Annotated in this window: 12 protein-coding genes; 6 read left to right on the forward strand and 6 right to left on the reverse strand. The window is 72.6% G+C overall.

The window, feature by feature from the left end; translation table 11 throughout:
* Positions 1-3: 3 nt before the first annotated feature.
* From ACZ4FV_RS06930 to ACZ4FV_RS06940, 3 genes are all read right to left on the reverse strand, one after another.
* Entirely contained in the window at positions 4-1,107 is a 1,104-nt protein-coding gene (locus ACZ4FV_RS06930; RefSeq protein ID WP_395859369.1) for a glycosyltransferase, read from the reverse strand.
* On the reverse strand, positions 1,107-3,026 hold the full coding sequence (locus ACZ4FV_RS06935) for an AAA family ATPase (protein ID WP_395859368.1): 1,920 nt from the start codon (positions 3,024-3,026) through the stop codon (positions 1,107-1,109). The genes ACZ4FV_RS06930 and ACZ4FV_RS06935 overlap by 1 nt, the downstream gene beginning before the upstream one ends.
* A gap of 147 nt (positions 3,027-3,173) precedes the next feature.
* The gene (locus tag ACZ4FV_RS06940; protein ID WP_395859367.1) at positions 3,174-4,370 is read right to left on the reverse strand and encodes a glycosyltransferase; all 1,197 of its coding nucleotides are present in this window, start codon (positions 4,368-4,370) and stop codon (positions 3,174-3,176) included.
* Between the two features lie 129 nt (positions 4,371-4,499).
* Here ACZ4FV_RS06940 and ACZ4FV_RS06945 point away from each other — a divergent pair, with 129 nt between their 5' ends.
* From ACZ4FV_RS06945 to ACZ4FV_RS06970, 6 genes are all read left to right on the forward strand, one after another.
* Positions 4,500-5,657, forward strand: a complete 1,158-nt coding sequence (locus ACZ4FV_RS06945) for a glycosyltransferase family 4 protein (RefSeq protein ID WP_395859366.1) — start codon at positions 4,500-4,502, stop codon at positions 5,655-5,657.
* Positions 5,658-5,809: 152 nt separating this feature from the next.
* On the forward strand, positions 5,810-6,901 hold the full coding sequence (locus tag ACZ4FV_RS06950; protein WP_395859365.1) for an ABC transporter permease: 1,092 nt from the start codon (positions 5,810-5,812) through the stop codon (positions 6,899-6,901).
* Positions 6,891-8,114, forward strand: coding sequence for an ABC transporter ATP-binding protein (locus ACZ4FV_RS06955; protein WP_395859364.1), 1,224 nt, complete (start codon positions 6,891-6,893; stop codon positions 8,112-8,114). Before ACZ4FV_RS06950 ends, ACZ4FV_RS06955 begins: the two co-directional genes overlap by 11 nt.
* Before the next feature lie 6 nt (positions 8,115-8,120).
* Positions 8,121-9,392, forward strand: coding sequence for a glycosyltransferase family 4 protein (locus ACZ4FV_RS06960; RefSeq protein WP_402237563.1), 1,272 nt, complete (start codon positions 8,121-8,123; stop codon positions 9,390-9,392).
* A complete protein-coding gene (locus tag ACZ4FV_RS06965; RefSeq protein ID WP_402237560.1) occupies positions 9,389-10,465 on the forward strand; it encodes a glycosyltransferase family 4 protein in 1,077 nt (358 codons plus the stop codon). The genes ACZ4FV_RS06960 and ACZ4FV_RS06965 overlap by 4 nt, the downstream gene beginning before the upstream one ends.
* A 45-nt stretch (positions 10,466-10,510) precedes the next feature.
* Entirely contained in the window at positions 10,511-10,957 is a 447-nt protein-coding gene (locus tag ACZ4FV_RS06970) for a globin domain-containing protein (protein ID WP_402237557.1), read from the forward strand.
* Positions 10,958-11,078: 121 nt separating this feature from the next.
* Here the strand turns inward: ACZ4FV_RS06970 and ACZ4FV_RS06975 are convergent, their stop codons facing one another.
* From ACZ4FV_RS06975 to ACZ4FV_RS06985, 3 genes are all read right to left on the reverse strand, one after another.
* Positions 11,079-12,230 carry a glycosyltransferase family 4 protein gene (locus tag ACZ4FV_RS06975; RefSeq protein ID WP_395859360.1) on the reverse strand — a complete coding sequence of 384 codons (1,152 nt, stop codon included), beginning with the start codon at positions 12,228-12,230 and terminating at the stop codon, positions 11,079-11,081.
* Positions 12,227-13,303 (reverse strand): GNAT family N-acetyltransferase, encoded by a 1,077-nt coding sequence (locus ACZ4FV_RS06980; RefSeq protein WP_402237554.1) that lies wholly within the window; start codon positions 13,301-13,303, stop codon positions 12,227-12,229. The genes ACZ4FV_RS06975 and ACZ4FV_RS06980 overlap by 4 nt, the downstream gene beginning before the upstream one ends.
* A gap of 72 nt (positions 13,304-13,375) precedes the next feature.
* The gene (locus ACZ4FV_RS06985; RefSeq protein WP_402237551.1) at positions 13,376-14,302 is read right to left on the reverse strand and encodes a polysaccharide deacetylase family protein; all 927 of its coding nucleotides are present in this window, start codon (positions 14,300-14,302) and stop codon (positions 13,376-13,378) included.
* Positions 14,303-14,429 lie beyond the last annotated feature (127 nt).

Below are 14,429 nucleotides of genomic sequence, written 5' to 3' on the forward strand. Positions count from 1 at the left end.
CACTCACCGCGATCCCTCCAGCACTCTCGCGTACACGTCCTCGATCCGCCGCTGCGCCCCCGCGACGTCGAACTCGTCCGAGCGCTCGGCCGCGGCCTCGCCGCACGCGCGCCGACGCGCGGGTTCGGCGGCGAAGGCCACCAACGCGTCGGCGAACGCCGCCGGGTCACCGGCCGGCACCACCGCGCCCTCGACCCCGTCGGTGACGATCTCCGGCATCCCGCCCACCGCGGTCACCACCGACGGCAATCCGACCGTCATCGCCTCCATCAACGAGACCGGCAGCCCCTCCTGACGCGAACTCAGCGCGAACACGTCGAAGGCCGGCAACAACGCCGGCACGTCGCCGCGCGACCCGGCGAAGACCACCGAGCCCTTGAGGTCGGGCCGGCTCGCCCGCTCGCGCAGGGTCGCCTCCAGCGGGCCGGACCCGATCAGCACCAGGACCGCCCCGGGATGCCGCTCCAGGACCAGCGCGTGCGCCGCGAGCAGGCCCAACTGGTCCTTCTTGGGCGTGAAGTTGGCCACCGAACCGACCGTGAACGCGTCCTGGTCCAGGTCCAGCGCCTGCCGGGCCCGCTCGCGCGCGCCCGGGCCGGCGAACGCGTCGCCCAGGTCCGGGCCGTGATGGATCACCGTCGGCACGGTGCCGCGCCGCAGTCGGGCCGGCTCGATGCTCTCGGCCACGGCCGCGGAGACCGCGATCACGCCGTTGTTGCGCCGGTACGTCCAGGCGTTGGCGATCCGGGTGAGCCGCCGGTAGCGCGGCCACATGTTGTGCTCGGTGTGCACGATCGGCACCTTGCCGGAGAACATCCGAGCGGCGACCGCCGGAACCGGCATGTGGGTGTGGATCAGGCCGTACTCGCGCGCCCGCAACAGCGCGCGCAGCCGCACCGGCCAGACCCGCCCGCCACCCAGGCAGTGCACCGTGATGCCCAACTCGCGCAGGGCCGGCACCAGCGCGTCCTTCCACGGCAAGACGTAGGCGACCTCGACCTCGTAGCGTTCGTCGTCCAGTCGGCGCGCGCAGTTGACCAGCAACTGCTCGGCGCCACCGCGCCCCAGACCCTTGGCGAGCCACAGGACACGAACGCGGTCACCCATCAGCGATCCTCCGAGCCGAGTTCGACGGTGGACCACGTATCGAAGTGCGGTCCCAGGTGCGCACCGTCGCCGGAGCCGTTGTGCAGCGCCCGCTCCGCCGCCGACTGGATCCGGAAGCCGGAGTCCGCGTCCTCGGCCGAGCCGATCGGATCGGCGCGATGCGCACCGCGACCGCTCGCGGCCGACTCGGGTTCACCCTCGGTCAGTTCGCCGCGCTTGGCCCAACTGGGCGCGGGACGCTCGACGTCCTCGTCCGCGTCGGGGGTCGGCTCGGCCGAGCGACCGCGCAGCACCAGGCTCGCGCCGGCGCCCATCCGGCCCACCGCGCCGGTGCGCGGACCGCGCTTGAGACCGCCACCCATCGACCGGGTCGGGTCCACCCCCAGCAGCGTGACACCGGCGATCGGCACCCCGGTACGGGTCAACAGCTCGCCCACCCGGGAGGCCTGATCGGCCGTCAGGTTGCCGCTGCGGGCCACCACCAGCATCGCGTCCACGTGCTGCACCAGGTCGTTGGTGTCGTTCGCGTAGAGCAGCGGCGCGCTGTCCACCAGCACCACGTCCGCGTGGTGCCGGGCCCGCTGGACCACCTCGCCCGCGCGCAACAGCAGTGCGGCCGGATAGGCGGCCGGGGCTCCTGCGGTGATCACCCGCACGTTCGGAATGTTCGTGCTGCGCACCACGTCCCCGAGGTCGATCTCCTGCTCGGCGAGCAGCACCTCGGACATGCCCTTGCCCGGCTTGGCGCCGAGATACAGGTGGGTGGCCGGATTGCGGAAGTCGCAGTCCAGGACCAGCACCGAGCGGCCCGCCTCGGCCAGCGCCGCGGCCAGGTTGGCCACCGTGCTGGTGCGCCCGTCGCCCGGGCGCGGCGACACCACCAGGATCACCGGCGCCGGGTCGCTGATCCGACGCACCGGCATCGCGGTGCCCCGGGTCTGCCGGGGGTCGGTGCCGCCGAGTCGATAGGCGAGCCCGGGCGGGCCGGACAGCAGCAACGCCGAGCGCAGCGTGCGATAGGCCTCCGCGACCGGACTGTCCGGTCGACCCGCGACCAGCACCGCGTGTCCCGCCCGCTGGCGCCGGGTCGCCCGCGGTACCTCGGCGATCACCGGCAGGCCGAACGCGTCCTCCAACTGGATGCGCCCGCGCAGCCGTACGTCCATCCGGTCCACCATCAGCGCCGCGATCAGCCCGAGCGCGAGCCCGAGCGCCGCCGCGAGGGCGATCCGCAACGGCCGCGAGGTGGGCGCCAGGATGCTCGTGGTGGAGTCCGGCGTGCTCTTGAGGCCGTCCATCACCTCGACCTTGGGGTCGTTCAGCGGGTTCACCAACTCCTGCTGTTGACCCACCAGCGTGGTGTACTGCACCCGCTTGGCGTCGAACTCCGCCTGGAGCGTTGCCTTCTTGCCCACCGGCGCGTTGGTGGTGCTCTTCTCCAGACCGTCGATGTCGGTCTTGAGCTTGTCCAACTGGGCGGTCATGCTGTCCGCCTGACCCTGCCGGGTCCTGCGCTGCGAGTCGGCGAACGCGGACACGGTCTCCTGCGCCCACGCGGTGGCCAGTTCCTCGGCCACCTTGCGGGTGGGCGCCTTGGCGGAGATCTGGACCAGGCCCAGGTCCGGGTTGAGCTGCGAGGTGACCTTGGACGCCAGCACGGCCGGATCGGGGTTGTTCAGCCGCTTCGCCACCCGGCGGGCCACCTCGCCGCCGTCCGTCATCAGTTGTACGGGCGCGAGGTTGAACTCCTTCGCCGAGTTCGGCGCCGGCACCACGTTGACCGAACTGGTCCACTGGTTCCCGGTGCCCTTGGGGTCCGAGGGGGTCAGGATCAACCCGGCGAGCAGTCCGATCGCGAGACACGCGAGCACCAGCGGCCAACGGCGCTGGAGAACGGAGAAGTAGCTAGAGGTTTCCACCGGTCCCCCTCCGGTTCGAGTTGCCGCCCCGAGAGCAGACCGCGGGGCAGGCCAAACGTAGAGCAAACGGGGTGCCGAACGACCCCAGGACTGTGCCGGAAGTGTGGAGATTCCGTCGAGATCCGACCGGACGTGTTCGGGTGGCGGTCACCGCACCGGACCTGACGACACGTCACGGCCGGCTCGCGGGTCGAGTGCCCGGGCATAGAACGCGACCATCCGGTCGCAAACGCTGTCGATCGTGTACTCCTCGCCGAAACGTCGATACGCCGCCTCCGTGCGTATCGCGGTCTTCTCCCGCTCCGTCAGGGCCGAGACCAGCGCCGCCGCCAGCGCCTCGGGCGAGTCCGGCGGCACCAACGCCGCACAGTCGCCCGCCCCGGTGATCTCGCGCACCGGAGGCAGATCGCTGGTGACGATCGGCGTCCCCACACCCATCGCCTCGATCAGCACGCTGCCCAACCCCTCCCAGCGCGAGGGCAGCACGAACACATCGGCCGCGCCCATCAGATCGGGCACGTCGTCGCGGTGTCCCAAGAACCGTACGGGCTCCGCCGCGCCGGCGGAATCCCCGATTCCGCCGGTCTCGGCGGCCAGTCGGCGCAACGACTCGGTGCGACCACCCGCCGGACCGGCCAGCAGCAGGACCGCGTCCGGCACCTCGGCACGCACCCGGGCGAACGCGGTGATCAGTACGTCCAAGCCCTTCTGGTACTCCTGCCGAGCGGCCGTCACCAGAACCGGGACGTCCGGCCCCAGGCACAGCGCGGCCCGAGTGCGCTCGCGGCGCTCGCGGGCGGCGGCCAGCGGTCGAGGATCACGCCCGCGCGGCACCACGTCGATCCGCGACCGGCGCACCCCCAGTCGGCGGGACATCACACCGGCCACGTGCTCGGTCAACGCGTGGAACCGCCGCACGCCGCGCGCGCTGGCCGCGTCCAGGCCCTGGGCGGCGCGCAGCTTCCACGGCCGAATCCCGGGCTGATCCCGCATCTCGGCACCGTAGGAGTTGTTCACCAGGCTGGAGACCACCGGAACACCGCTGGCCAGAGCGGCGATTCGCCCCGCGATGTCCGCCTCGTACAAGGTCGTGTGCACCAGGTCCGGTCGGCGATCGCGGATCACCCGCGCCAGCCCGCGTGCGGAACCCGCCCGCGAATTCCGGTGCACGCCGAACAGCGTCACCCCGGCCTCGGCCAACTCCGGTTGAAATCCGTCCAGATCCAGGAGATACGCGATATCCAGCGTGATCCCCCGACGAATCAGCTCCGGGGCCATCGCCACCGCCGCCCGCTCGGCGCCGCCGACCCGATCCACGCTGTCGATCACCTGGAGCACGTGCACTGCATCACCTCTGCCATCCCCCGCCAACTCCCCGAAAAACGCCGACCACAGGGCGCCCCCACCCCTCACGGCTGAGCATGTCATCGATACGCCCCCGGCGGGGCGGGATTCGTGACAACCTGTCACCTCATGGGGACAACGACGGACCGGCGTGGGGTCCTGCACGTCGTGACCGACCCCCGACGCCGGGGCTCACAGGCGTTCGCCCACGACCTGGACGCCGCGCTGCGCGACCGCGGCCGTGCGTCGTCGGTCGTCGCGCTCGCGGGCACGGGCGAGATGGACATCCCGGTGCTCGGACCGGGCCGGCTGCACCCGCGCACGCTGCGCGAACTGCGCCGCCGGGCCGCGGGCGTGGGCCTGGTGATCGCGCACGGCTCGACCACGCTGGACGCCTGCGGGATCGCACTCGCCGGGACCGGGACACCGTTCGTCTACGTCAACATCGGCGACCCCCGACACTGGGCCCGGGACGCGCTGCGCCGCGCCCGGGTCGGGCTGATGCTGCGCCGGGCGGCGGCGATCGCCTCGGTGTCGCCGATGGGCCGGGACGTGCTGCTGCGCACCTACCGGTTGCCCCCGGATCGGGTCCGGGCGATCCCCAACGGACGGCGACCGGAACGCTTCCTGCCGCCGGAGGGCGACGACCGGGCCAAGGCTCGCGCCGAGTTGGGGCTGCCGGCCGGCGCGCGGGTACTCGCGGTGGTCGGCGCGCTGGCCGCGGAGAAGCGGGTCGCGCTGGCGATCGAGGCGTTCGCGCTGCTCGAGGACGGCGAGCGGGACACCGCGTCGGGTGCCGTCACCGAACAGGCCGAGACCGAGGCCACCGAGCGCGAACGGCCCTTGTACCACCTGCTCGTGGCCGGGGAGGGCCCCGAGCGGTCGAGCCTGGAGGCGCTCGCCGAGCGGCGCTCGCCCGGGCGGGTCGCCTTCACCGGCAACCTGGCCGACCTCGGCCCGGTGTACCGGGCCGCCGACGCGCTGGTGTTGTCCAGTACCAGCGAGGGTGTCCCGGGCGTCCTGGTCGAGGCGGGCCTGAGCGCGGTCCCGGCCGCGGCCACCGATGTGGGCTTCGTGCGCGACGTGGTCGTGGACGGGGTCACCGGCGCACTCGCCGACGTCGGCCCGGGCTCCGGCGACCCGCGGGCGCTGGTCGCCGCGATCCGCCGGGTGTTGGCCGACCGGGACGCCATGGGCCGGGCAGCCAGGGAGCGTTGCCTGGAACGTCACGCGATGGACACCGTGGTGGACGCGTGGATCACGCTGCTGGACGAGCGGAGCCGGTGACCGCCCGCAACCGCATGGTGGGGAAGAGGTAGGGCGGGAGCGCCGGTTCCCGAACGGCCGAATGCGACTCGTGGGGAGATCGCATGTGCCAAGGTTGTTGTCGAACCAGGGAGGGGGAGTCCGTGGGGGAGTATGTGGGGGGTGCCGTCGGCATGCCCGGCGACGGCTTGGGCCGGGTCGACGGTGTCGGCCGGGTGGGCCGGCACGCGCGGCCGGGCGGCAGTGTCGACGAACCCGCCGACCACCGAACACACGTCAACGGAGCGCCCGACGCGGGCCACGGGGGAGCGACCACGCCGACCATCGACAGTCGCACCGGAACCGGACGACACGCGGCCCCGCAAGCGGGCGTGGGCAGCGGTACGGGCCGGATCGCCGCAGCGCAGGCACCCGACCCCGAGATCAAGGGGCCACCACCGGAACTCAAGTTCAAACGCCGCACCAGCCTGATCCGAGGCGTCCGCGAACTGTGGCACTCGCGCGAACTCGTCCGCACGCTGGCCGAGCGCGACCTCAAGGCCCGCTACAAACAAGCCGTTCTCGGCTTCGCGTGGGCGATCATCACGCCCGTCCTGCTGATGGTGGTGTTCACCGTCGTCTTCCAGCGGGTGGGCAACCTCAGCGACACCGCGCACAAGTACAACGTGCCCTACCCGCTGTTCAGTTACCTGGGCCTCCTGCCGTGGACCTTCTTCATGTCCTCGGTGACCCAGGGTTCGTCGTCGCTGGTGTCCAACGGGCCGCTGCTGAACAAGGTCTACTGCCCGCGCGAGGTCTTCCCGTTCGCCACCGTGATCGTGGCCACCGTGGACATGCTGATCGCCTCCTCGGTGCTGGCCGTGCTCTTCGCGGCGTACACCACACCACCCGCGGCGACCAGTTGGGCGCTGCCGATCCTGCTGCTGATCCAATTCGAGGTCACCCTCGGCGTGGTGCTCGTGTTGTCCGCCGCGGTGGTCTACTTCCGCGACATCAGACACGTGCTGCCCCTGCTCATGCAGATGGGCATGTTCGCCACCCCGGTCGCCTACGGCATGGACCAGATCACCAAGGACTGGCTGCTCCCGTACGTGATCCTCAACCCGCTCGCCGCGGTGATCGACGGCTACCGGCGCGCGATCCTGTACGGACAACAACCCGACTGGGAACTCACCGGAGCCGCCGCCGCGTCGGCCACCGTGCTCCTGTTCGTGGGATACAAGATCTTCAAGAAGCTCGAGGCGGGGATCGCCGATGTCGCCTAGCCGCACCACGACCATGGCCGCGCCGGGCAAACCGGGAACCCTCCCGCTGGGCACCATCCAGGCCCAGCACCTGTGGAAACGCTTTCGCGCGGACAGCCAGCGCATGCTGCTGCGGGACAACCTCGGCCGGATCGCGCGCAAGCTCTCCGGCCGCGACCAGGCCGACTGGCGCTGGGCCTTGCGCGACATCCACATCCACATCGACCCCGGCGAGGCGGTCGGCCTGATCGGCTCCAACGGGTCGGGCAAGTCCACGCTGCTCAAGATGCTCACCGGCGTGATGTACCCCTATGCCGGCCGACTCCAGGTGCGCGGCCGGGTCGGCGCGCTGATCGAGGTCAGGGCGGGCATCCACCCGGACCTGACCGGGCGTGAGAACGCCTTCCTGTACGGCTCGTTGCTGGGTCTGAAGCGGGCCGAGGTGGCCAAGCGGTTCGACGACATCGTGGACTTCGCCGAGTTGGGCACCGCGATCGACCGGCAGGTCAAGTGGTACAGCTCCGGCATGCAGATGCGGCTCGGCTTCGCGGTCGCCGCGTTCCTGGAACCGGACGTGCTCCTGGTCGACGAGGTACTCGCCGTCGGCGACGCGCTGTTCCAGCAGAAGTGCCTGGACCGGATGCGGGTGGTGCTGGAACAGGGAACCACGCTCGTCCTGGTCTCGCACGACCTCGCGTCGGTCGAGTCGATCTGCACGCGCGGAATCTGGCTGGAACAGGGCGAGATCCGCACCGACGGACCGATCCGGCAGGCGCTGCGCGGATATCGCGACAGCGTCGAGGAGGAGACCGAGGCCCGCACCCGCACCGACGAGGCGATCCGGACCACGTACGTGGACGTACGCGGCGTGGAGACCGCCGGCCCCACCACGAACCGCTCGATGGTGGTCGAGGCGGACTTCGCGGGTGACTACCGCGGACCCGCCACGGTCCACATCGGGGTCACCGAGGGCACCGCCAGTCCGGTCTTCACCACCCGGCGGGACGTGCAGTTCGGCTGGTCGGGCAACCGGGTCAAGTGCACGCTGGACCGACTGCCGCTGCCGCGCGGGCGCTACGCGCTGTGGATCGGGGTGTACGACCGGGACGGCCATCCGCTCACCGCGTGGCATCCCGCGAAGCAATTCGACGTGGCCGGACCCGAGCTGGACACCCCGCCGCGCGCGGTCGTGCTGGCCGCGCCGGTGTACGTCGACCACACCTGGGAGGGGTGAACGAGCGTGCGCATCCTGGTGTGTCCGCACGACATGCAACTCGGCGGCAGCTCGATCAACGCCGTGGACCTGGCCCGCGCGGTGCGCGACCTGGGCCACGAGGTGTGGGTGATGGGTCGTCAGGGCCCGCTGCGGCAAAGGGTCGCCGCCGCCGGGCTGCCGTTGCTCGCACTGCCCGAGCGGGCGCACGTGCGGCCCTCGCCCGCGGTTTCCCGGACGATCGCCGCGGCGGTGCGCCGCCATCGGATCGACGTCGTGCACACCTACGAGTACTGGCCACTGGTCGAGGCGTTCCTCGGCGCGTTCGTGCCGCGCGGCACGCCGGTGCTGGGCACCGTCATGTCGATGGGCAGCCTGCCGCCGTACTTCCCGCGCACCGGCGTTCCGCTCACCGTGGGCTACGGCGAGCTGTACGAGGAGACCGGCGAGCTGCGCGGCCTGGAGGGCGCGCGGGTGCACCTGCTCGAACCGCCCGTGGACACCGCGATCGACCACCCGGTCACCTCGGCGGTCAACGGCAGCGCGCCCGACGTCGACGTGGACGCGTTCGCCGCCGAGCACGGGCTGCTCAAACCCGCGCCCACGGTGGTGATCGTGTCGCGACTGGCCAAGCACCTCAAGCAGGAACACCTGGAGCGCACGATGGACGCCGTGGCCCGGCTGTCCCCGGAGGTCTCCGGACTGCGCCTGGTGATGGTCGGTGGCGGCTCCATCGAGGGTGAACTCCAGGCCAGGGCCGCCGGGCTGAACGCTGCCCTGGGCCGGCGCGCGATCGTGCTCACCGGCGAGATGGCCGACCCGCGCCCGGCCTACGCGCTGGCCGACATCGTGGTGGGCATGGGCAGTTCGGTGCTGCGCGGGATGGCCTTCGGCAAGCCCACCGTCGTGGTCGGCGAACAGGGCTTCAGCAAGCCGGTGACACCGGAGACGATCGGCGACTTCGACGCGCTCGGCTTCTACGGCCTGGGCGCGGGCCGGGAACCGGTCGAGCGGGATCCGCTGGTCGGCCAACTCGGCGCGCTGCTGCGGGACCAGGCCGAACGCGAGCGGATCGGCACCTGGTCGCTGGACCTGGTGCACGAGCGATTCGCGCTGGAACGCCAGGCCGAGCGAGTGGTCGAGTGGTACGAACAGGCCCGCACCGAACGGCCGGTCGTGCGCGGCCGGGTGGGCGAGGCGGTCCGGGTCGGCGGCCGACTGGTCGGCTTCAAGGCGACCCAGCGCGGCCAGGCCCTGCGCCGGCGGACCCGCGACCGGCGCGGGACCGCGACCGGATGAGCGAGCCGACCGGCCTGACCATGCTGCATGTCGGGGCGTTCTCCGGCTCGGTGCCGGCGCTGCGCCGGGCGCTGGCGGAGCGCACGGCGGTGCGGGCGCACGACTTGATGCCGCTGGCCCGCGCACCGGGCCTGGCCGGCGCGCGGCTGCGGGCCGTGCGCGAGGCGCGCCGGGCCGGAGCGGGGACGCCGTGGACCAAGACCGACGCCTGGACGGCGGCGCTGGACCGACGAGTGCGGGCCCGAGGGCTGCTCGGTGTGCGCGACCCGGTGCTGATCGTGCAGACGCTGCCCGCGCTGGTGCCGCCGGCGGGGGTGCGCTACGGCGTGTACACCGACCGGGTGGGCCTGGAGGGCGCGGCGGTCGGCGGTATCCACCGATCCCGTTACACGGCAGGGTGGTTGGCCCGGGAGCGACGGCTGCTCCTGGGCGCGCACCGGGTGTTCGTGATGGGCCCCAGCACGGCGGACGTGCTGGTCACCGAGTACGGCCTGGCGCCGGACCGGGTGCACGTGGTGGGCGCGGGCACCAACGTCGACCCGGCCGCGGCGGACCCCGGGCCGCGCGCCGCGGATCCGCCCCGACTGTTGTTCGTGGGCACGCAGTGGGAGCTCAAGGGCGGCCCGATCCTGCTCGAGGCCTTCGCCCGGCTGTACGCGCGCGACCCGCGCCGGCGGCTGACCCTGGTCGGCAGTGGCCCGGACGGCCCACCGCCGCCCGGGGTGCGGGTGCTCGGCCGGGTGCCGCACGCGGCGATGGGCGCGGCGTACGACGCGGCGGACGCGGTGGTGATCCCCACGCACATGGAGGCGTTCGGGATCGCCCTGGTCGAGGGTCTGACCCGGGGCCTGCCGTGTGTGGCCTCCACGGTCGGCAATCAGCCGTGGATCGTGGGCAACGCGGGAATCACCGTGCCGCCGGGGGATGTTGACGCGCTGACCGACGCTCTGGCGCGGCTGGGCACCGACTACGCCGGCTTTCGCGACCGAGCGCTCGCGCGAGGCGTGGAACTGCGCGCGACGATGACGTGGCCCGCGGTCGCCGATCGCATCCTGGCCGAACTCGGCAGGTAACGGGTAGTTGACAGCCGGCCCCCGCGCTGTCTGGGATGAGGGGCCATGGAGACGCTTTTCGAGCACGCGGGCGGACACGAAGGTCTGCGCCGGTTCATCGACATCTTCTACGGCAGCGTCCTGACCGACCCGCTGCTTCAGCCCCTGTTCGGCGCGGGACGCCCGGAACACGTGGACCACCTGACCGCCTTCACCGCCGAAACCTTCGGCGGCCCGGACGACTTCAGCCGGAACATGGGCGGCTTCCCGCATCTGATCGAGGTGCATCGCGGCCTGCGGATCACCGAGGAACAGCGCCAACGCTTCGTCGACCTGTACCTGGCCGCCGCCGACGCGGCCGAACTCCCCGCCGACGCACCGTTTCGGGAGGCGCTGCGCTCCCACGTGGAGTTCGGTACGCAGGTGGCCAAGCAGAACTCGCACGCCGAGACCGACGAACAACTGCACCCGCTCCGCGAAGTCCCGCACTGGGACTGGCCGGCCACCGGCTGACCCGCGCGCCGACGCGGCCTGCTCCGACCCGAGCCGGTCCGGCTCGGGCCCGTTCGCGCAACCGGGCGCGCGGTCGGGCCGGGCCGGGTCGACCGCCCCCCGGCCCGGCCCCGCCGTCCACCTACCCCCGGCGACGTCGCAGCGCCGCGCGCTCGTAGACCTGGGCGAAGCCGTCGAGCATGTGTTGCCGGGTGAAGCGCGCCAGCACCCGTTCCCGGCTCGCCGCGCCCATTCGGGCTCGCAGCGCGTCGTCGGTGAGGAGTTCGCGGCACGCCATCACCAACCCGCCCCGGTCGCCCGCGCGCAGCAGCCGGCCGGTGACCCCGTCCGCGACCACGTCGGTCACGCCGCCCACCGCGGTGCCGACCACCGGTACGCCCGCCATCATCGCCTCGGCGACCGCGAGCCCGAAGCCCTCGTAGTGCGACGTGGACAGGAACAGGTCGGCCGCGTCGAACGCGTCGCTCAGCCGCGCCAGGGGCGGGACCACCCGGACCTGCTTCCCGACGCCCAGCTCCGCGATCAGCGCCGGGACCTCCGGCTCCTGACGACCGATCACCAGGAACACCACGGGCGGACCGGCGTCGCCGAGCTTGCGCACCACGTCCGCGCCGACGCGCACCATCAGCGGGATGTTCTTCTGCGGAGCCCGGCCGACACCGACCACCACCAGCGCCTCGGCCGGGATGCCCAACTCGGCGCGCAGCGCGACCCCGGCCGCCGGGTCCGGTTGATGGACCGGGACACCCAACGGCACCAGGGGGATCCGCTCCGGCCGCCACCCGACGATCGCCGCCGTGGCGTCCCGGACATGGGTCGAGTGCGCGAACGGGCGGAAGCCGGCGGCCTTGACCATGCCGACCTCGATGCCGTTGGTCAGCCGCGAGTGCAGACCGTCCTTGAGCGGCTCGTGCACCTCCAACACCCGGGGGAGCCCGGGGGAGCCGAGGGCGGCGGGCAGCGAGAGCCGGGCCGTTCCGCTGTGCGCGTGCAGCACGTCGGGCCGCAACTCGCGGACGCGGCCCGCGATCCGCATCCCGAGCCGGATCTCGTCCGGCGGCCGGGTGGGACCCTCGTGGTCGAGCGAATGCACCGTCACATTCGGCCCCAACTCGCCGAGTTCGTCCTCCTCCCAGGCCGGCCTGGCGATGATCGCGTGACAGTCGAAGCGCTCCGGGTCGAGCCCGGCCAGCACCTGTCGGCTCACCTGCGGGATCCCGCCGCCGACGCTCAACCGCCACACCACGTGCACGAGCCTGATGCGGTCCTTCACGCTTCCCCCCGAACCGGCCGAGACCGGCGATCCCGGACCCGGCGGGCCGCGGACTTGGCGCCCAGCAGCGCACCGCCCGGCCCGCGGGCCACCAGCCATGTCGTGTCGTAACGATCCGTCGCACCGAACCGGTGCTTGAACTCCTCGGCCCCGCGCAGGAAGTCGAAGGTGCGCACGTCGCGCGCGGCGAGTGCGGTGAGCGTCTCGTGGAAGAGCACCGTGCCCAGGCTCGCCTTCGCGTACGCCGGGTCCCAGCCCAACTGGTAGTAGGCGAAGGTGTCCTGCCACAGGAACCCGTACAGGATTCCCACCGGCCGGCCCGCCGGATCGCGTGCGACCAGCGCGCACGGCCCGCGACCGGCGTCCGAGCGCGCCGCGAGCGCCGCGTGCAGCGGGCGTCGGGTCGCGTCGAACGCGCTCGATCCGCCGATCGCCTCCCGCCGCGCCCGGTGCAGCCGCAGCAGTTCGTCGAAGAGTTCGGCGGTCATCGCCTCGGGCGGCACCCACGTGAACGTGACCCCGTCCTCGGCCAGCCTTTTGGCCTTGCGCCGCACGCCCTGCCGGTGCCGCGCGGAACCCAGCGCGGCCGGGTCGGCGGGCATCACCGGGCACGCGGTGCGCTCGATCTCGCGCGCGCCGGGCGGCAGGAACGGATCACCGGTCGTGGCGTCCAGATGCGGGAAGACCATCGTGCGCCGCCGGGCGAGCGAAGCCAGCCACGCGCGGACGTCCTGATGCCGGCGCGGATCCACGGCGAACCCGCAGTGGTCGGCGGCGCCCGGCCCGGTGCCCAGCAGCGTCCAACTCGACACGCCGCCGGGCAGCCGCGGGTGCAGCCGCTCACGGGTGCGCAGCAGCGGCACCACCGCCTCGGCGCCGCCGTCCTCGGCGCGCCACACCGCCACCACGACCCGCCCGGCCTGGTCCCGGCCCAACGACTCGGTCCAGCCCAACACCCAATCCGGCGTGGTGAAGTACGACGTCCCGGGCGTCGCGGCGACCAGCGCGCGCCAGGACGGAACCAGTGCCGCCAACTCGCCGGGCGAGCGCAACAGCGTGGGCAGAGCAAGCACGGTGATCCCCCCGGATCTCTCCGTCGATCGGACCCGTCCCGCCGGCCCGAACAACCCGCCGATTCAAGCAGGTCAACGTCCGCCGCGCAGCGCGTGTACGGCCGGATGCAGCCCGGACAGGATCGTCGCGAACCGGTCGGGACGGGTGTTGGACCCGACCCGCAGGCGGGAGATTCGCAGCGGATGGTCGGGCAACCGGGGCCCGAGCCGGTGATCGAAGAGGAACGCGGTGCGGTAGCCGAGTTCGGCCAGCAGTCGTTCGGCCCGCACGTCCCAGTTCCCGTTCGGATACGCGAACGAGCTCGGTGCGCGACCGAGCAGCGTGGTCAACCGCTCGTGCGCGTCCACCACCTCGGCCCGCACGTCCGCGTCGGCGCAGCGGTCCAGCAGCGGATGCGTGAGCGAGTGGTTCTCCACCCGCACCCCGCCCGACTCCAGGGTGCGCAGGTCCGCGCCGGTCAACTGCGGGGTGTCCACCGCCTCGTGGCCCGCTCGCAGCGCGGCGAGCAGGCTCAATCGCCGTTCCTGCGGCACCGTCTTGAGATACGCCACCCATCCGCTCGGCGAGCGCTCCGGCTCCCCGGCCACCCGTGCCCCTGCGGCGACCAACCGGTCCGCCTCGTGCCACCAGAACGGCGTACGCGAGTCGATCGCCGACGCCACCACGTAGGCCACGCCCGGGACGCCGCGCTCGCGCAGCAGCGGCAGGCCGTGCTCCAGGATGCTGCGCTCACCGTCGTCGAAGGTCAACAGCACGGCCTTGGCGGGCAACGCGCGCCGCTTCTCCAGCGCCGACTCCACCTCGTCCAGGGACACCGGCCGGGCGACCCGACGCAGCCGGTCCAACTGCCCCGCGAACGTCGCCGGATCAGAGATCCCGTGGTACCCGAGCACCGCCAGCCGCAGCCGGGCACGGCGAACGAACCACACCTGCGCCGGAGACCGCCGCAACAAAGCGTCGCCCCCGGCCCGTACCGACCCCACCATCGAACCGCCCACCCCAGCCTCCCCAGCCACGCGGCTCCCGCTGCCGGAACCGTAACAGCGGGGTCACCTCCCGTCAGCCGGTCACCGAACGTCCGCCCGCCGGTCACATCCGGGCAAGACCACGGACCCCGGATATCGG

The organism is Embleya sp. NPDC025285 (assembly GCF_055558835.1).

Coding starts and splice junctions, on each gene's coding strand:
- ACZ4FV_RS06930 (WP_395859369.1), bottom strand. CDS start 1,107: ATGGGTGACCGCGTTCGTGTCCTGTGGCTCGCCAAGGGTCTGGGGCGC.
- ACZ4FV_RS06945 (WP_395859366.1), top strand. CDS start 4,500: ATGGGGACAACGACGGACCGGCGTGGGGTCCTGCACGTCGTGACCGAC.
- ACZ4FV_RS06950 (WP_395859365.1), top strand. CDS start 5,810: ATGCCCGGCGACGGCTTGGGCCGGGTCGACGGTGTCGGCCGGGTGGGC.
- ACZ4FV_RS06955 (WP_395859364.1), top strand. CDS start 6,891: ATGTCGCCTAGCCGCACCACGACCATGGCCGCGCCGGGCAAACCGGGA.
- ACZ4FV_RS06965 (WP_402237560.1), top strand. CDS start 9,389: ATGAGCGAGCCGACCGGCCTGACCATGCTGCATGTCGGGGCGTTCTCC.
- ACZ4FV_RS06970 (WP_402237557.1), top strand. CDS start 10,511: ATGGAGACGCTTTTCGAGCACGCGGGCGGACACGAAGGTCTGCGCCGG.